This is a genomic window from Tenacibaculum retecalamus, assembly GCF_027941755.1.
In the GTDB taxonomy this organism is placed as follows: domain Bacteria; phylum Bacteroidota; class Bacteroidia; order Flavobacteriales; family Flavobacteriaceae; genus Polaribacter; species Polaribacter haliotis_B.
The window spans coordinates 2627277-2646368 of the sequence record NZ_CP115916.1; the positions used below are offsets into that span (position 1 = coordinate 2627277).

Below are 19092 nucleotides of genomic sequence, written 5' to 3' on the forward strand. Positions count from 1 at the left end.
TTGTTTCCGTAATAAATTACTTATGGAAGAAATTATTAAAATTTACGACAATAAAATTGGCATTTCGTTTTACTGGAAAGACAAAAGTGCACATTTAATCCAATTAATATTTTGCGATACAGGCTTTCATTTAACCGTAAATGAAATTGAAGTTTTTTTAGAAAAAGTACTCGACTCAAAAAATCAAAAAAACTGTGCTACTTGTGTAAAAGGAGAAAATTGTAAATCTATCTTATTACAAACTCCCTCCGAAAAAGTAAGCATGGCTGTTTCACAAGTTGAACTTGCTCAAATAGATGACTTACTTAAAGGAACTTTATTTCAAATGCGCATGAACAACTATTTAGATGATTTATGTAAAAATTAATTCAGTTGTAATTTTAACAAAGCTTGTTAATTTTCTTTTATCAAATACATGTAAACAGGATAATGATCACTGTAACCGCCAGTATATTTTCCGTACGAAAAACTTCTAAAAGGATATCCTTTATAACGTCCTTTTTTTTCGGTTAAAAACTGTTTATTAAAAATTGCAGCTTTAAACATTTTAAAAGAAGAATACTCTTTTTTTCCTTTATCTAACAGCGATGAAGTTATTACAATTTGATCAAATAAATTGATATTATCTCGATACATTAAAGTATTAAATCCGCGGCGAAACATATTTTCATATGGATTGTAAAGAGCGTCTTTTGTAACATTTTTCTTTTTCGACTTTGTTTTTAAAACCGTTTTAAAACTAGAGTTTATTGGGTCGTCATTAAAATCACCAAGAATTAATATTTTCGGGTTCGGATCGTTTTCTTTGATACTTTTAATAATCTGAGTTACTTTATAAGCTGCTTTTTCTCGTAATGGTCTACTCTTTTTTTCTCCTCCTCTTCGTGATGGCCAATGGTTTACAAGCACATGAATTAATTCATCGTCTAAATAACCAGAAACCCATAATATATCTCGCGTATAAACCTTTTTATTTTCCTTATAAATATTCGGATTAAACACTTCGAAATGAATTGGTTTAAAATATTTTTTTTGATACAATAAAGCAACATCAATACCTCGTTTATCAGGAGAATCGAAATGAACAATTCCGTAATCTTTGCTTTTTAATTTATCCGTATCAATTAAATCTTCTAGTACTTTTTTATTCTCAACCTCAGCAACACCTATAATAGCCGGACTCGTTTTGGTTTTTTCGGAACCCATTTGTGAAATAACATCTGATAATTTATCTAATTTATCGCGATATACTTTTTCTCTATCACCTTTAATTTCCATCATAGGGCTGGCTTCATCATTCTTTTCAACATCATCAACAGTGTCAAAAAGGTTCTCTAGGTTATAAAAACCAATCGTTCTTATTTTATATGCTTTACTTGTTTGTTGCGCATAAGAAAACGAGGCTATAAAGACAATAACGATACATATTATTCTTTTAATCATGTTGTAAATTTTGCTTAAAAATAATATAAAAGTGATTGGATATAAACAACTATTAAAAATAAATTTCATAAAATCAAAAAAATACTACTATTTCTACGAAAAAAGTTTCTTACTTTTTCTTTTTAAGAATGAAACATGTTCTGTACTTTTAAAAAAACTAGATAAGTGAATAAGAGATTATTATCGATAGATATCCTAAGAGGATTGACTATATTTTTTATGATTATAGTGAACACTCCTGGATCATGGAGCTATGTATATCCGCCTTTATTACATGCTAAATGGAACGGCTGTACCCCTGCTGATCTTGTTTTCCCTTCCTTTCTTTTTGTTATAGGTATGTCTTTATTTATATCTTTTAAAAAGATGTTTAAATTACCCACTGCAATAGTTGTGAAGAAAATAACTAAAAGAGCTTTCTTAATCTTTTTAATCGGGCTACTTCTTAATTGGTTTCCTTTTTACAACACACCTTTTACTGAATTAAGATATTTTGGTGTACTACAAAGAATAGCATTGGCTTTCTTTTTTGCAGGATTACTTATCATTTTACTAAAACGAATAAATACCATTTTACTTGCTAGTATTTCTTTACTGTTAGTTCATTGGGGAATATTATTCTTTTTTGGCGAAGCAGATAACTATTTAACTTTAAAAGGCAACATTGGTGGATACTTAGATATTGCAATTTTTGGTGAAGCGCATCTTTACAAAGGGTATGGATTAGCTTTTGATCCTGAAGGATTGTTAGGAACATTATCTAGTATTTCACAAATTCTTCTTGGCTATTTCATAACATCACTTGCTTTATCTAAAGAAAGAAACCCTTTACAAAAGATGAAATACTTGTTATTAATTGCATCAGTAATGTTAATCTTAGCACTTATGTGGGATAATTATTATCCTATCAACAAATCACTTTGGACAGGTTCTTATGTTTTATTCACTTCAAGTATTTTACTTTTTCTATGGACTATATTGATGTATATTATCGATTATAAAAAAATTACTAGTTGGACATTCACTTTTAATGTTTTCGGCATAAATCCTCTAATAAGTTATATCTTATCAATCCTTTTTATAAAAATATTTGCGAGCGTTATATTATTTAAAAATACGAACCTTTATGCTTACTTATATAATGCTGTTTTTCAACCAATTTTTGGCAACAAGTTAGGTAGTTTACTTTTTGCTTTTGCATTTACATTTTTCATCTGGTTATTTGCTTATTGGTTATTTAAGAAAAATAAAATAATTAAAATATAATACTAACAAAAACAGTAAACACTTGATATAAAAATCATGTATTTGCAAAACTTATTGTTGTTTTAAAAAAACGAAACCTGAATTAAAATTACATTAATTTTTTCAGGTTTTTTTTGATTCTAAAATCCACTTTTCACCAACAACAAAACCATAAACAACTGTAACAAAGACAACTACAAAAAACATCAAAATACAAAAAATGTTAAAGTTATCTTAAAATTACATATCTTTAGGTAAAAAATTAGCGCGATTAATTAACGTAATTAAACAAGCACCTATGAAAAAGCTCACAATAACAATGTTATTGATGCTTTGTAGTTTATTTACTATAAATGCTCAAAACGCTGTAAAAGGAATCGTAATTAATAGTGATTCTGAAGAACCATTAAAAAATGTTTTAGTAAGTGTAAAAGGGATTAACATTCAAAAATCAACGAATATTAATGGTTCTTTTCTACTAAAAAACTTACCCGAAGGGAAACATGTAATAACAATTTCTTTAAAAGGGTTTGAAACTCAAAATTTTCCTGTTACGGTACCTGGATTCATCATAGATTTAGGCACCATTTTAATCTACGAAACTATTTCTGAATATCAAGATTTAAGTATTATTACGCTTACTGATGATGAATTAAATGATGAATCTAACAGTGCCGATAATATTTCTGGATTACTACAATCATCGAAAGACACTTATTTACGTGCGGCTGCTTTTGAGTGGAGTTCCTCCTTTTACAGAATTAAAGGTTTGGATTCTGATAACGGAAAAATATTAATTAACGGAATTGAAATGAACAAGCTTTACAACGGTCGCCCACAATGGAGTAATTGGGGTGGTTTAAATGATGCTTTAAGAAATCAAGAGTTTAGTAATGGCTTAGCTCCCTCTAGCTTTACTTTTGGAGGAGTTTTAGGAGCTACAAATATGAATACACGCGCTTCTGAATATCAAAAAGGAGCAAGAGTATCCTATGCTTCATCTAACAGAAGTTACTCTCACCGTTTAATGGCAATGTATGCTACAGGACTCATAAAAAACGGATGGGCGTTCACAGGTTCTGTAAGTAAAAGGTATGCCGATGAAGGTTTTACCGAGGGATCTTCTTATGATGCATTCTCGATGTTTCTCTCTATAGAAAAACAACTTAACGAAAAACACAGTTTAAATATTACCGCTATTAAAGCCGAAAACAACAGAGGGAAATCTGCCGCTAATACGCAAGAGGTTTATGATATTAAAGGGATTAAATACAACCCTTATTGGGGATATCAAAATGGAAAAATCAGAAATTCTCGCATAAAAAGAGTTGACGAACCCATAATTATGTTAAATCATTATTGGAATATAAATGATAAAACCACATTAAATACGGGTATTGCTTATCAGTTTGGTGAAATAGGTAATAGTAGAATAGATTTTAATGGCGGTAACGATCCTAACCCAACTTATTACAGAAAATTGCCTAATTTTTTTCTAAACGACTCCTATGGTCCAGATTATGAAAATGCGTATAAAGCCTTAACCAATTTTAAAAACGACGGGCAATTGAATTGGCTTGATTTATATATAGCCAATGAAAATAGGGATGACAATGGTTTGTTTGTTTTATACGAAGATCGTAATGACGATAAGCAAATAAGTATGAACACTATTTTAAATTCTCAGTTAACCGAAAACATTACTTTAAGTGGTAATTTAGAGTATAAAACATTGGCTTCAGAAAATTTTGCTAGTGTAATAGATTTATTGGGCGCTACTGGTTACTTAGATATTAATAAGTTTGGTAATCCGCTTGAGGATGATTTTCAAAACGATTTATTAAACCCTAATAGGATCGCAAAAAAAGGAGACCGATTTAAATATAATTACAAGCTAACATCGAGTGTTTACGGTGGTTTTGCACAATTATTATTTAAGTATAATAAAATAGATTACCATATTAGTACTTCTGTAAATAACACCACACACCAAAGAGAAGGTTTCTATAAAAACGGAATTTTCCCTGGTGATGACTCTAATTCTGAAATACCTAATTCTTTTGGGAAATCTAAAAAATTATCATTTTTAGGTTATGGTGTTAAAGGAGGACTAACCTATAAAGTTACCGGTCGGCATTTAATCGATTTTAACGCAGGCTATATTAGCAAAGCACCTTTTATTCGTAATTCTTTTGCCAACTCAAGGTCTAATAACTTAACAGTTGCTGATGTAAGTACTTTATTGAATGAAAAACTGATGTCTTTTGATGCTAGCTATATTTTAAGAACACCTTTTGTAATGGCGAAATTATCAGGTTATTTCACAAAAATACAAGATGCTACAGATATTGCTTTTTATTTTACAGGTGCTGATAATCTTTTTATTCAAGAAATTGTAACTGGAATCGATAAAAAACACTTCGGTGCAGAATTAGGTATCGAAGCACAAGTATTATCAACATTTAAATTAAAAGCTGCGGCTAACATCGGGCAATATACGTATGATAATAATCCGAATATATCCTTGGCTTCAGAAATTAGTACCGAATCTAAAAATGCTGGTTTTGATGAAAGAGGAATAAAAGATTACGGCACAGCAAATCTTAAAAATTATAAAATAGCTTCAGGATGCACAAACAGCCTATTCTTTTGGTTTTGAATATCGAGATCCTGATTATTGGTTTGTAAGTGTAACTGGTAATTATTTAGACAATGCTTATGTTGATCCTTCCCCTATAAAAAGAACTACCTCTTTTATTTCTGATGATGGACAACTTTTTCCAAATTTCGATCCCGATGTAGCAAGACAGTTATTAACACAAGAAAAATTTGATGGTTATTTTACCTTAAATGCTATTGGCGGTAAAACCTGGCGGATTGGTAAAAACAAATACATAGGCTTCTTTGCAAGTGCAAGTAATTTACTTAATAAAGAATATAAAACAGGAGGTTACGAACAAGGACGAACTGCTAATTACGGATTAGAAAGTGAAGATAACGCAAATGGAACTCCAAATTTTGGCAGTAAATATTGGTACGGCAGAGGCGCTACCTATTTCTTAAATGTGAATTTTAGATTCTAAAAAAAAATTGAAAATGAAAACAAAAAATATATTTAAATTCGGAACAATACTTTTTATCCTCTTCTCTTTTTCTGCTTGTGTAGAGGATGGCGATTTTACGATTCCTACTTTAGGAGACGATAAAGAATATGCAACTATAAAACCGTTAACAGAAATTGCTGATTTATACCAAGGCAGCTTAGTTGATTTTGAAGAAGACATTACAACCTTCGGATATGTGGTTTCTAATGATAAAGAAGGTAACTTTTATAAAAGTATTATTATTCAGGACTCGCCAGAAAATCCATCTATAGGGTTTGAAGTTTTAATAGACGATTTTAACTTAAACGAAAGATATATTGTCGGTAGAAAAATTTTTATCAAATTAAAAGGTTTGTTTTTAAATAGAAAGAACGGAGCGTATCAAATCGGCGTTGAAAACACTTTTAGAAACGGTGTTACGCAAATTAGTCCGAATGATTATGTTTATTTTATTGATAGAGCTTCTGAAATCGCAACTATAATTCCCACCGAATTAGAAACAACTGAATTAACAGACGCACATATTAATACCTTAATAAAAATTAACAACCTACAATCAGAAACACAAGGATTAACCTATGCAAATTCTTCTAATACCGATTCTGTAGATAGAATTTTTACTAGCTGTGATTCTTTCGAAACAATAACGTTAACAACAAGTGGTTTTGCTGATTTTAAAGCGTTACCTATTCCTGATAAAAAAGGGAGCATAACTGCTATTTTAAATAAATTCGAAAATGATTATCAACTATTTATTAGAGGTATAAATGATGTTGATTTAACCGAAGAATATGGTTGTTATCAAAACCCAACAGAAACACTTTTAGCTGATATTAAAGGATTGTTTACAGGAACTGAAACTACGATTACTCAAAATTCAAAAATAAAAGTAATTGTTACTTCCGATCTCTCTAAAGGAAACATTTCTAATCAAAATGCTTTTGTTCAAGACAATTCGGCCGGCATATCATTAAACTTTAGCGACACACATAATTTAAACTTAGGTGATGAAATAGAAATTGCTATAGGCGGATTAAAACTAAATGAAAACAACGGATTACTACAATTAAACTTAGCTACTTCAAATATAATAAGCGCAACAACTGTCACCTTACCTACACCAGAAATAATTTCTATTTCACAAGCATTATCGGGAAACTTTGAAAGTAAATTAGTACAAATTGAAAACGTTCAATTTAAAAACATCACGAAAACATATGCTGGTGTAAATACGTTAACCTCTGACTGCCTTAATGAACTAAAAATGCTTTCCGTTATATCAAATGCTACATTTGCAAACAATCAAGTAAGTGATAAAAAAGGAACCATTACAGGTGTTCTGACAGAGGCAAACGGAGTATATTTATATATTAGAGATGAAACCGATGTAAACTTTACTGAAACCTATGCTTGTACTCCTACCGGTGGAAGCGGTAATAATTTGTTTTTCTCTGAATATGCTGAAGGTTCTAGTAACAATAAATACTTAGAAATTTACAATCCTACTACGCAAGAAATAGACTTAACAAACTACGCTTTAGCTAGTGTATCAAATGAACCTACTACTATTGGCGAACACGAACATTGGAATAAATTTCCTGAAAATGCAAAAATACCAGCAGGCGAAGTATATGTTGTTTCGCACACCTCTGCAAATTCAACAATTTTAGCAAGGGCAAATCATTCTTTCGGGACTTTAAGTAATGGTGATGATGGTTTTGCTTTAGTATACGGAACAGAAACTAATTTTACAATACTAGATTGGTTAGGCGATTGGAATGGTGATCCCGGAACTGGGTGGGATGTTGCTGGAATTACCGAAGCAACTAAAGACCATACATTAGTAAGAAAATTAGCAATTACAAAAGGAAATATAGATTGGACAGTGAGTGCAGGAACAAATACTTCTAATACTGAATGGATCGTGAAAAGTATAGATGATTTTTCATCCATAGGAAATAGATAATAAATATTCCGTTTTATAAACTCAGTATTTTTACGCATATTTATCTCATAATACTATTTATGTCATCAAATAAAAGAATTACGCGCGCTTTTAATCAAGCTAAAAAATTACCTTTAAATAAAGAATCTAAATATATATTGTTTTCAGATTGCCATAGAGGTGATAATAGTTTTGCTGATGATTTTTCCCACAATCGAAAAGTATTTCATCATGCTTTGTCGCAATATTTACAAAAAAAATTTACTTATATCGAATTAGGTGATGGCGATGAATTATGGGAAAATAAGTTTGTTAATATTTTTAATGCAAACAAAGATGTATATCTACTTTTAAAAGAATTTCATGACAAAAATCGATTGCATTTAATATGGGGAAATCATGATATGGATTATCGGAATCCGAAAAAAGTAAGCAAAAATTTAAACTATTATTATGATGTTACTGACAGCAAAGAAAAAGAGTTGATGATAAACATCTCTTTTTCTGAAGCAATTAAATTAGAACAAGAAAACGGACAATCGATTTTTCTTTTACATGGCCATCAAGCAGATTGGTTTAATTACACTTTTTGGAAGTTAAGTAGGTTTTTAGTACAAATTTTATGGCGCCCATTACAATTAATTGGTATCGATGATCCAACAAGTCCCGCTCAAAACTTTAAAGAACTTATAAAAGTAGAAAGTCGTCTTGAAAAATGGATTAAAAACAACAACAATCAAATGATAATCACCGGTCATACCCATCGACCTCGTTTTCCTTCTCAAAACGAAGTACCACATTTTAATGATGGTAGCTGCGTACATCCACGATGCATAACTGGTCTTGAAATAGAAAATAATGAGGTTACATTAATTAAGTGGCATGTGGTTACAAAAGAAAATGGTACAATGCAGATTATAAGAACTCTTTTAGAAGGCCCTCACCAATATCTCATTACATTTAAGTTTAAATAACAGTTTATTAAAACGTTCTTAATATTAAGATAAAAGTGAATGAATACATTTGATGCATCTTATCATGAGAAGTAAATTCGTTTAGTAAATGTTAGTTTTTGTCGACTATTTTATTAGGCTAACTGCCTTTGGCCGAGGCAGTTTTTTTTATTTAATATCAAATTAACAATAAGTTTACATTAGGGTTAGTTATTTGCAGCGACAAAAACTAACAACAACACTAATGAATTTTAAAACAGCACTTACAATCGTAAGTATGTTTGTGTTATCATACACACATGCACAACAAACAAACGCTCCTAAATTCGGAAAAGGATTATTTAATTTGGTAGGAAAAGACAGTACTTGGACTATGAATATTGGTGCAAGAATGCAATTTCTTGGAACCCATAAATGGGATTCTAATAGCGACGGATTATCTAATCCCGAAACATCATTTTTAGTAAGAAGAGCGCGTTTAAAATTTAGTGGATTCGCTTATTCTCCGAAGTTAAAATATAAATTAGAGCTAGGGCTTTCTAATAGAGATATTAGTGGTGCATCAGAATTTACGAGCAATGCTCCTAGATATATTTTAGATGCTGTTTTAAAATGGAATTTCCATGAAAACTTCGAGTTATGGGTAGGACAAACTAAACTACCTGGAAACAGAGAACGTGTAATTTCTTCAGGAAATCTTCAAATGGTAGACAGATCTTTATTAAATAGCAGGTTTAATATCGACAGAGATATGGGGCTACAATTAAGACATCATTTTAATATATCTGATAAATTTATTGTTCGTGAAGCTTTATCAATAGCACAAGGAGAAGGTAGAAATGTAACTACTGGGAATCTTGGTGGACATGAATACACAGCCCGAATAGAATTTTTACCTTTTGGTAACTTTACAAGTAAAGGTGATTATATGGGAAGTGACTTAAAAAAGGAACAGGCACCAAAATTAGCCATTGGTAGTAGTTATGATTTTAACAACAACGCTGTTAAAATCAGAAGTAACCAAGGATCGTATATGAAAAATGATACTGGCTTTTATCAAACAAATATTTCTACCTTTTTTGTAGATGCAATGTTTAAATACAAAGGTTTTTCTTTCATGGGTGAATATGCCTATAGAGATGCTAAAGATCCAATCGCAAAAAATTCTGATGGAACTTTAACAGGTGATGTTGTACATGTTGGTAATGGTTTAAATTTACAAACGGGTTACTTATTAGGTAAAAACTGGGAAGTTTCTGGACGTTATACTAATATAAACTTAGATGAAGATATTACGGGTAAAGGAACGGAAAATCAATATACTTTAGGTTTGTCAAAATATATTGTTGGTCATAAATTAAAAGTACAAACCGATGTAAGTTACTTAAGCTTAACTGGTGGGACTAATGAGTTAATGTATCGCTTACAAGTAGATATTCATTTTTAACAAACAATAACATAACGTAAACCTAACATAAGCACTAGAATAGTGTTTGTAAATTTGCAAAAAAAATAAATCTAAAATGGGAGATCCATATATTTTAATGCTTGTTGCCTTAGCTATTTTAGCTGTTGTCGACTTAATTGTAGGAGTTAGTAACGATGCTGTTAATTTTTTAAATTCAGCAATTGGCTCTAAAGCTATAAAAGTTAGAAACATAATGATAATTGCCAGTGTAGGGGTGTTCTTTGGAGCCATTACCTCTAGTGGAATGATGGAAGTTGCACGTAAGGGTATTTTTAACCCAAACATGTTTATGTTTCAAGACATCATGTTTATTTTCATGGCGGTAATGATTACTGATATTTTATTATTAGATATCTTTAATTCATTAGGTATGCCTACCTCTACAACAGTATCAATTGTATTTGAATTGTTAGGAGCAGCTGTATGTATCTCTTTAATTAAGATTTCTTCTAGTGATACACAATCAATTTCAGATATCTGGAATTATATCAATCATAAAAAAGCAGTTCAAATTATAAACGGAATACTACTCTCTGTAGTAGTAGCCTTTTCTGTAGGGGCAATTGTTCAATTTATCTCTAGGTTAATATACTCTTTCAATTTCGAAAAAAGAGCAAACTATATTAGTGCTTTGTTTGGTGGTTTTGCAATTACTGCAATTACTTATTTCATTATTATAAAGGGAATGAAAGGAACTCCTTTTTATAAAGACATAAAACATTTAATTGAAGGAAATACCTTATTAATTATCACAGGAAGTTTTATCGCTTGGAGTTTAATTTCTCAAGTTTTAATTAGTGTGTTTAAAATTAATATTTTAAAGTTGATTATAGGTATTGGTACATTTTCTTTAGCAATGGCCTTCTCTGGTAACGATTTAGTAAATTTTGTTGGAGTACCAATTGCAGCATGGAATTCGTACCAAGCATGGGAAGTATCAGGGGTTTCTGCGGATGCCTTTTCAATGGGTATTTTAGCTAAAAAAGTACCATCTAATGTATGGTTATTATTAATTGCTGGTGCCATTATGGTAGTTACATTATGGACTTCTAGTAAAGCACAAAATGTAATTAAAACAGGTATTGATTTATCTAGACAAGGAGAAGGTCATGAAAAATTTAAACCAAATCCTTTATCAAGAATAGTAGTAAGAGCTGCTATGGGTATTAATATTGGTATTTCTAAAATATTCCCAGCTAAAACATTAGCTTTCGTTGATGCTAAATTTCAGAGACCTGTAATTGAATTACCTAAAGATAAAACTTATGAAATGCCAGCTTTCGATTTAGTAAGAGCTGCTGTTAACTTAATTGTTGCGGGTATTTTAATATCTATTGCAACATCTATGAAATTACCATTATCTACAACCTACGTAACATTTATGGTTGCAATGGGTACTTCTTTAGCCGATAGAGCTTGGGGACGTGAAAGCGCTGTTTATAGAGTTGCTGGTGTAATTAATGTTATTGGAGGATGGTTTTTAACTGCTTTAACTGCATTTTTAGCAGCAGCAGTGGTTGCCTACTTAATTAGCTTTAACATGGTTATGATTCCTGTTTTATTATTAGTAGTAGCACTTTTAATAGGAAGAAATACATTAATCCACAGAAAAAAATCGAAAGAAGTTAAAAAGCAAATGCATTTCGAAAGAGCTGAATTAATTACTATTAATGGAGTAATTGAAGAAAGTGCAGATCATATTGCTGAAGTTGCAACTCGTGTAAACAAATTATACACAAGTGTTGTAAATGATTTAGCTAACCACGATTTAAACAAACTACGTAAAACCGATAAACACGTAGGGAAGTTAAATGATGAAATTGACGGATTAAAAGATGGTGTTTTCTACTTTATTAAATCGTTAGACGATACTTCGGTACAAGCAAGTAGGTTCTATATCTTAGTATTAGGATACTTACAAGATGTAGCACAATCTATTAGTTATATTTCTAGAGCTAGTTTTAAGCATGTTAATAACAATCACAAAAATTTAAAGAAAGGTCAATTAAAAGATTTAAAACATATTGACAATACCCTTTCTAAATTGTTAGATGATATTAGTGCTACTTTCGAAAATAGAAGCTTTGATAACTTAACAACTATCATTAACGAAAAGAAAGAATTATTAAAAGACGTTGCTGCTTCTATCGAAAAACAAGTTGCTCGTATTAGAACTGACGAAACAAGTCCTAAAAACACTACTTTATACTTTAGTGTTTTAATTGAAACACAAGATTTAGTTGCTGCTCTTATGAGTTTATTAGAAACTTACGAAGAGTTTCATATAAGTAGTAAAAATGTATAGAATTACTTAACAAAGCAAAACCCCGAGTGAATTTCACTCGGGGTTTTTTATTTATCAAAAAATAATTTACTTTTTCATTGGGCGCATTAACCCTTCTTGTGCAACAGAAGCTATTAACTTACCTTCCCTTGTATAAATATTACCACAAGCAAAGCCACGTGCTCCAAAGGTATTAGGGCTCTCGATTGAGAACAACATCCAATCGTTAAAATCAAAATCACGATAAAACCACATTGAGTGATCTAAACTTGCCATTTGAGTATTACCAAAATTAGCAACGCTCGCATTCGGATTTAAACAGGCTGTTAAAATATTGTAATCAGAAATATAGGTAAGAATTTGTTGTTTTAACGCTAAAGATAAATCAACAGGATCTCCTTTTAACTTAAACCACACATCAACAAATGGTGGTAAATCTTTCATATCAAGAGGGTTTACAATTTCTACAGGTTTAAACTCAATTGGTCTCTCAACACTTAAAAATGCTTTTAACTTTTTAGGTAAAAAATCACCAAATTGCGCTAACATATCTGTCCAACTAAATAACTCTTCGGGTTTTTTTATCCCTTTTTTAATTGGCATTTGATGCTCATACCCTTCTTCTTTTTTATGAAAAGAACACGATAAAATAAAAATTGTTTTATCATTTTGATGTGCAGTTACGCGTCGGGTAGAAAAACTACCTCCATCACGAATAACCTGCACATTATAAGTTATTGGTAATTCTAAATTCCCTGCTTCTAAAAAATAAGAATGTAAGGAATGTAAAACACGACTTTCTTTAACCGTTCTATAAGCTGCATTTAATGATTGCGCTAAAACCTGACCTCCAAATACATTTGGACTACCAATATCTTTGCTGATTCCGTTAAAGTTATTATTACCTATATCTTTTAAGGTTAGTATTTTTAATAGTTCTTGAGTGTTTTTCATTATTGAAAATTAACTTTGCTATTGTTTTATTTTAAATGGATGTTTTTGTTTAAATTCTGATGGTTGAATTCGTTTTAAAAACAGACTTAAAATACGATTTGTAATTGTTTTTTTGTGTCGCAAATAAATAGTTAAATCTTGCGGAACTGCTCCTACCGAGCTTTTTATTTCACTTGCCGTTCTTCCGAAGTTTATAGTTTTAACTTTTCTTTGTATTCCTAAAGAAATGTAATCATATAACATGCGTTGATATATAGCGTATTCTTTATTATTGGTGTAATCTATTCCAACAAAATGAGCATCTAATGAATCTTTATTAAAAATTCCTGATAAAAAACCTACTAACTTATCTTCTAACCAATAAGCTCTTAAAAAATAAGCATCCCCTAAATTATCTTTTAATGATTTATAAGTTTTGATATTAAAATCACCTAAATTAAAACTCGATTTAGTAGAAACCGTTTTATATAACGCTTTCATTTCTGGCAATAAATCTTTAAGTCTACCCGAAGTAACATCTTCAGTTTTTAATGATGCACTCAATTTTAGTGCTTTTCTTGCTTTTACTCTAAACTTAGTTTTTAAAGCTGTTAAATAATCATCTAAACTATGCCAATCATTTTCTAAATGCAATACCATATTCGGTTCTACATTAAACGAATTATAACCTTCTTCATGCAAATCATCAGTAATAAACAACGATTCTTTTTCAAAATCTTTTAGCATAAAGAAATCAACTTTATTCTGAGGTTTTAAATTAGTAAAATCGATAACTGCTTTCGCTATTTTTAAAATGATTTCATTTTTATTCTGATCATCTTTAATAAACGTTCCATGTTCACCGCTTACAAATGTATTTCCGCAGGTAAGTATTTTAAAAGGTTTTTCTGGAGATAGTATTCTTAATTTTCTTCCAGTACATTTTATCCATTCTACGACAGATTGCATATCGTTTTGAACACTATCTAAATAAAAATCTACTATTTGAATAGTTGCTATTGCAACTGCTTTATCTTCATCAAATAAAACAATATAACCAAACTGTATTTTTGGATTGTTTTGTTGTAATGCTTCTAAATATTTCGGGTGATAATATAAGTTTTCTGTACAGTTTAATTGTTGCCAAACATCGTTTGATATTTCATTAACTGCATAAAAGTATTTAACATTTAAAGCATGCTTTGTACAAGATAAAAAATTCACAGACCCCTTTATATTTTGGGTGTAAATTACTAAAAGTTTATGTAAACGTAATTATACAACTCCGTTATTCCAAACTGGCACTTTTAATAATTTACTTATTTTCATCATATCACTTAAAATATACATCTTATCACCGTGGTTTAGTAAATTAAATCGATCTCCTTTATTGGTTATCAAATTTAACTCATATGAAAAATAACCGCCTGAAGAACTACCTCCCGACGAAAATTTTTCTAATACCTGCAAAGCATATACTTCCTGATATTGCAATGTTTCACCACCAAAAATAATTTTTCTTTTTCGAGTATGTATAAATACTTTTGGAGAAAACATAAATAGTAAAATCAATCCTATTAATAAAAAGAGCCGCCAGAAGTAAAAAACAATTTTCCTCCTTTCATAAAAGTAAGTGGAATATCATAAACTTGATAGTACTCATAGAATGAAATTGCTACATAATTTAAACCCATTAAGAAAAAACCCCAAGCAAATACTTTAGTAAATGAGCTAGCGGTTATTTTGTAACCTTGTGCTGTTTTTTTATATACTTCACTTGCAAAATTACTAGCAGAACTCTCTAGAGCATTCCAAGATATTTGTTGCCCTATTACATCAGCTGTAGGGTCTTCAAAAACAAAATCTACTTGTTTATTTTTAGACGAAGTTTTCTTTTTATTAGAAATATAATTTGTCGCAACCATACCTACTCCCATAAATACAAAAACAAGTAACATTCCCCCTATTTTATAAAACATAAACTTCTCACCACCATAAATCTTTGTATGAATTGGTACGGTGATTTCTAATTTTTGAAGTAAATGTTTATCTTTTTTAGTTGGGTTTTTTAACTGTTGTAATGAATCTAAAGTATAAATATCATTTTTAAGTGTTGTTTGGTGATTTTCATATTGTTCATATTTCTTTTCAAATTCTGGGATAACTACAAAAAAAACAACACCAATGGGAATTAATAAAAAAAGCCAAAAACTTTTAAAAGGTAATTTATTCATAGAATTTTTTTAGTTACAAATTTGCGTTTTTTTTTGAATTTTAACCAAAAAAACACCCTTATTTATTTGTAATAAATAAGGGTGTTAATTATATAATTGACAAAAAACTATCCTACAATATTAATTATTTTACCTGGCACAATAATTACTTTCTTAGGCGTTCTATCTCCTAATTGAGCTTTTGTTCTCTCTTCTGCCATTACTATTTTTTCAATTTCATCTTTACTTAAATCTAAAGACAACTCAAGAGTAAAACGCATTTTTCCGTTAAAAGAAACCGGATACGTTTTAGAACTTTCTACTAAGTGAGAAGCTTCAAACTTAGGGAAATCAATAGTTGCTATTGAACCCTCATGCCCAAGCTGACTCCATAATTCTTCTGCAATATGCGGAGCATACGGTGAAATTAATGCTAATAAAGGTTCTAAAATAGCACGTTTATTACATTTTAAAGCAGTTAATTCATTTACAGCAATCATAAAGGTAGAAACCGAGGTATTGAATGAAAAATTCTCAATATCTTCTTCTACTTTTTTAATTGTTTTATGTAAAACTTTTAACTCTTCTTTTGTTGGTTCAGCAGCAGTAACAAGCACTCCTTCTTCGCCAATATATAATTTCCATAATTTCTTTAAGAAAGAATACACACCTGAAATACCTGAAGTTTTCCAAGGTTTTGTTTGCTCTAAAGGCTCTAAAAACATTTCGAATAAACGCAATGCATCTGCACCAAATTCTTCACAAATTAAATCTGGATTAACAACATTGTATTTAGATTTCGACATTTTCTCAACCTCTCTATGACACACAAATTGTTTGTCTCTTCCAAAAACAAATTCTGCTGTTTCAAATTCGCTTCTCCAAGCTTTTAACTTATCAATATTTACGTTTACATCTCCTTCAAGCGTGCTTACATCAATATGAATAGGTCTGTATGTTAACGATTTTTCAGCTTCAGCAGTTAAACCTGCTTCTTTTAATTTTTTATCTAAACGAGTCCATAATTTATCATCTGCTGCTATTTCTTGTATTTGATTTTCTCCTTGGAAATAATCAGATGAAATATATAAATTATTCTTTTTTCCGTCAAATAATGCTTCATAAACAAGTGCTGATGTTCCTAAAATCATTCCTTGGTTGATTAGTTTTTTTGCAAACTCATCAACAGGAACAACTCCTTTATCAAACAAGAATTTTTGCCAAAAACGAGCATATAATAAATGCCCTGTTGCATGCTCAGAACCACCAATATATAAATCTACTTCTTTCCAATAATCAGCAGCTTCTTTGCTTACAAATTCACCATCGTTAGTAGAATCCATATAACGGTTAAAATACCACGAGCTACCTGCCCAACCTGGCATTGTATTCAGTTCTAACGGATATACTGTTTTATTTTTTAACTTATCATTCGATACAACTTTCTTTGCACGAGAATCCCAAGCCCATTCTGTAGCATTTCCTAAAGGTGGTTTCCCATCTTCTGTAGGTAAATATTTTTCTACTTCTGGTAAAACGATTGGCAAGTGTTTAGCATCAATCATCTGTGGCATTCCGTCTTTATAATATACAGGAAAAGGTTCTCCCCAATAACGCTGACGGCTAAATACTGCGTCGCGTAAACGATAGTTTATTTTACCAAAACCAAAACCTTTTTGTTCCATTTCGTAAATCGCTAATTTCATCGCTTTTTTATACGACAAACCATTTAAGAAATCAGAATTTGCAATTTTAGTTCCTTCTTTATCTGCATGTGCAGCTTCAGAAATATCTACATTTTCAAAAACATTAGGAATCTCTAATCCGAATTTCTTTGCGAAATCATAATCACGTTGATCACCACAAGGAACCGCCATAACAGCACCTGTACCGTAGTTTGCTAACACGTAATCTCCAATCCAAATTGGTATTTGTTTTCCCGTAAACGGATGTAAAGCATACGCGCCTGTAAAAACTCCTGAAATTGTTTTTACATCTGCCATTCGTTCTCTTTCAGAACGCTTTGCTGTTGCTTTAATATAATCGTAAACGGCTTTTTGTTGCCCTTCGGATGTAATTTTAGCTACTAATTCGTGCTCTGGAGCTAAGGTCATAAATGAGACTCCGTAAATAGTATCAGGTCTGGTAGTAAAAACATCGATTTTATAATCGTTTGCTATTGCTGTTTCTACAACCTCAACAGTTGTTTTTTCAATAGGTTTTGCAAACTGAATTGTGTTGTTAATTTTAGATACAGCACCTAAAACATTTTCTAACACCTCATCATTTGTAAAACGCACTACATGAAATCCTTCACTTGCAAAATAAGCATCTCTTTTTGCTTCGTCTTCTTTACCAGAAAACTCCACTATTATATTTTTTGCTAAGCATACATAATCTACTAAAAATGTACCAATGGTATATTTTTTCCTGAATTTTGCTGCTCCTTTTTTATTTTTTAATTCATTCCAAAGTACTTCTTCAGCCTTCGATAGATTTAAACGCATTTCTTTTAACGCCTCTAACTCTTTATAAGATAATCTTACACCTGCTTCTGGTGCTTCTAAAGCATCTACCTTAAAAGTTACCATTGCTCCTTGCGAACGACCAATCCAATTTGTTTGGCTATCTTTTAAAGGCTGTGGCCAATCGATTGTTTCTAAACCATCTAATAAACGTTGTGCATATGCAGAAATTCGCATAGACCATTGTGTCATTTTCTTACGCTCTACAGGATGACCACCACGCTCTGAAACACCATTTATTATTTCGTCGTTTGCTAATACCGTTCCTAATTCAGGACACCAGTTTACTTCAGTATCCGACAAATATGTTAAACGATATTGCAACAAAATTGCTTCTTGTTCTGTAGTTGAAAATGCTTTCCATTCATCCGCAGAAAAAATAGTAATATCTTCTTCTGAAACAGCATTTACTGTTGCATTTCCTGATTTTTTAAATACCGAAATTAATGTTTTAACATCTTCTGCTTTATCGGTATCTTTATTATACCAAGAGTTAAAAAGCTGAATAAAAATCCACTGTGTCCACTTATAATATTCTGGATTAGAAGTACGTACTTCACGAGACCAATCGAAAGAAAAACCAATAGTATCTAACTGTCTTCTATATGTTGTAATATTTTCTTCTGTAGTTTTTGCAGGGTGTTGCCCTGTTTGAATTGCATATTGTTCTGCTGGTAAACCAAAAGAATCATACCCTTGCGGATGCAATACATTAAATCCTTTATGACGCTTGTAACGTGCATAAATATCTGATGCAATATATCCTAAAGGATGTCCAACATGTAAACCTGCTCCTGACGGATAAGGGAACATATCTAAGACATAGTATTTAGGTTTCTCCGATTCATTACTGGCTTTAAATGTTTGGTTGTCTGCCCAAAATTGTTGCCATTTCTTTTCTATCTCTTGATGATTATATTGCATTTTGTATCTTTTTAAGAAGTTGCAAATTTACGGTTATTTTAAATACTATTTTTAT

The 19092-nt window shown here is 30.8% G+C and carries 13 protein-coding genes; 7 read left to right on the top strand and 6 right to left on the bottom strand.

The window, feature by feature from the left end; translation table 11 throughout:
- Window positions 1-22: 22 nt before the first annotated feature.
- Complete coding sequence (locus PG912_RS12365; protein ID WP_260587108.1) at window positions 23-367, top strand: hypothetical protein; 345 nt, start codon at window positions 23-25, stop codon at window positions 365-367.
- A 26-nt stretch (window positions 368-393) separates the two neighbouring features.
- On the opposite strand, the gene PG912_RS12370 is transcribed toward PG912_RS12365, so the two are convergent.
- Complete coding sequence (locus PG912_RS12370; RefSeq protein ID WP_260587109.1) at window positions 394-1443, bottom strand: endonuclease/exonuclease/phosphatase family protein; 1050 nt, start codon at window positions 1441-1443, stop codon at window positions 394-396.
- A gap of 165 nt (window positions 1444-1608) precedes the next feature.
- Between PG912_RS12370 and PG912_RS12375 the strand changes: the two genes are divergently transcribed.
- The 6 genes from PG912_RS12375 to PG912_RS12400 all read left to right on the top strand — a co-directional run bounded on the left by PG912_RS12375 (window position 1609) and on the right by PG912_RS12400 (window position 12463).
- Complete coding sequence (locus PG912_RS12375) at window positions 1609-2709, top strand: acyltransferase family protein (RefSeq protein ID WP_275687769.1); 1101 nt, start codon at window positions 1609-1611, stop codon at window positions 2707-2709.
- Between the two features lie 277 nt (window positions 2710-2986).
- Window positions 2987-5347, top strand: coding sequence for a TonB-dependent receptor (locus PG912_RS12380; RefSeq protein WP_333780663.1), 2361 nt, complete (start codon window positions 2987-2989; stop codon window positions 5345-5347).
- Between the two features lie 437 nt (window positions 5348-5784).
- Window positions 5785-7758 (top strand): DUF5689 domain-containing protein, encoded by a 1974-nt coding sequence (locus tag PG912_RS12385; protein ID WP_275687770.1) that lies wholly within the window; start codon window positions 5785-5787, stop codon window positions 7756-7758.
- A gap of 59 nt (window positions 7759-7817) precedes the next feature.
- Window positions 7818-8711, top strand: a complete 894-nt coding sequence (locus tag PG912_RS12390) for a metallophosphoesterase (RefSeq protein ID WP_275687771.1) — start codon at window positions 7818-7820, stop codon at window positions 8709-8711.
- Between the two features lie 223 nt (window positions 8712-8934).
- The gene (locus PG912_RS12395; RefSeq protein ID WP_275687772.1) at window positions 8935-10137 is read left to right on the top strand and encodes a porin; all 1203 of its coding nucleotides are present in this window, start codon (window positions 8935-8937) and stop codon (window positions 10135-10137) included.
- 76 nt (window positions 10138-10213) lie between these two features.
- Window positions 10214-12463, top strand: coding sequence for an inorganic phosphate transporter (locus tag PG912_RS12400; protein WP_275687773.1), 2250 nt, complete (start codon window positions 10214-10216; stop codon window positions 12461-12463).
- A gap of 66 nt (window positions 12464-12529) precedes the next feature.
- On the opposite strand, the gene PG912_RS12405 is transcribed toward PG912_RS12400, so the two are convergent.
- The 5 genes from PG912_RS12405 to PG912_RS12425 form a co-directional block, all read right to left on the bottom strand.
- Window positions 12530-13396, bottom strand: coding sequence for an acyl-CoA thioesterase (locus PG912_RS12405; RefSeq protein WP_275687774.1), 867 nt, complete (start codon window positions 13394-13396; stop codon window positions 12530-12532).
- Between the two features lie 18 nt (window positions 13397-13414).
- The gene (locus tag PG912_RS12410) at window positions 13415-14599 is read right to left on the bottom strand and encodes a GNAT family N-acetyltransferase (protein WP_275687775.1); all 1185 of its coding nucleotides are present in this window, start codon (window positions 14597-14599) and stop codon (window positions 13415-13417) included.
- A gap of 51 nt (window positions 14600-14650) precedes the next feature.
- A complete protein-coding gene (locus PG912_RS12415) occupies window positions 14651-14947 on the bottom strand; it encodes a hypothetical protein (RefSeq protein WP_275687776.1) in 297 nt (98 codons plus the stop codon).
- A gap of 5 nt (window positions 14948-14952) precedes the next feature.
- Window positions 14953-15609, bottom strand: a complete 657-nt coding sequence (locus PG912_RS12420; RefSeq protein WP_275687777.1) for a hypothetical protein — start codon at window positions 15607-15609, stop codon at window positions 14953-14955.
- A gap of 107 nt (window positions 15610-15716) precedes the next feature.
- On the bottom strand, window positions 15717-19037 hold the full coding sequence (locus PG912_RS12425; RefSeq protein WP_275687778.1) for a leucine--tRNA ligase: 3321 nt from the start codon (window positions 19035-19037) through the stop codon (window positions 15717-15719).
- Window positions 19038-19092: the final 55 nt, after the last annotated feature.

What these genes read in the sequence shown, in the direction of transcription:
- PG912_RS12405 (WP_275687774.1), bottom strand. Translation starts at nt 13,396, where the DNA reads ATGAAAAACACTCAAGAACTATTAAAAATACTAACCTTAAAAGATATA.
- PG912_RS12385 (WP_275687770.1), top strand. Translation starts at nt 5,785, where the DNA reads ATGAAAACAAAAAATATATTTAAATTCGGAACAATACTTTTTATCCTC.
- PG912_RS12370 (WP_260587109.1), bottom strand. Translation starts at nt 1,443, where the DNA reads ATGATTAAAAGAATAATATGTATCGTTATTGTCTTTATAGCCTCGTTT.
- PG912_RS12420 (WP_275687777.1), bottom strand. Translation starts at nt 15,609, where the DNA reads ATGAATAAATTACCTTTTAAAAGTTTTTGGCTTTTTTTATTAATTCCC.
- PG912_RS12380 (WP_333780663.1), top strand. Translation starts at nt 2,987, where the DNA reads ATGAAAAAGCTCACAATAACAATGTTATTGATGCTTTGTAGTTTATTT.
- PG912_RS12400 (WP_275687773.1), top strand. Translation starts at nt 10,214, where the DNA reads ATGGGAGATCCATATATTTTAATGCTTGTTGCCTTAGCTATTTTAGCT.
- PG912_RS12365 (WP_260587108.1), top strand. Translation starts at nt 23, where the DNA reads ATGGAAGAAATTATTAAAATTTACGACAATAAAATTGGCATTTCGTTT.
- PG912_RS12395 (WP_275687772.1), top strand. Translation starts at nt 8,935, where the DNA reads ATGAATTTTAAAACAGCACTTACAATCGTAAGTATGTTTGTGTTATCA.
- PG912_RS12390 (WP_275687771.1), top strand. Translation starts at nt 7,818, where the DNA reads ATGTCATCAAATAAAAGAATTACGCGCGCTTTTAATCAAGCTAAAAAA.
- PG912_RS12425 (WP_275687778.1), bottom strand. Translation starts at nt 19,037, where the DNA reads ATGCAATATAATCATCAAGAGATAGAAAAGAAATGGCAACAATTTTGG.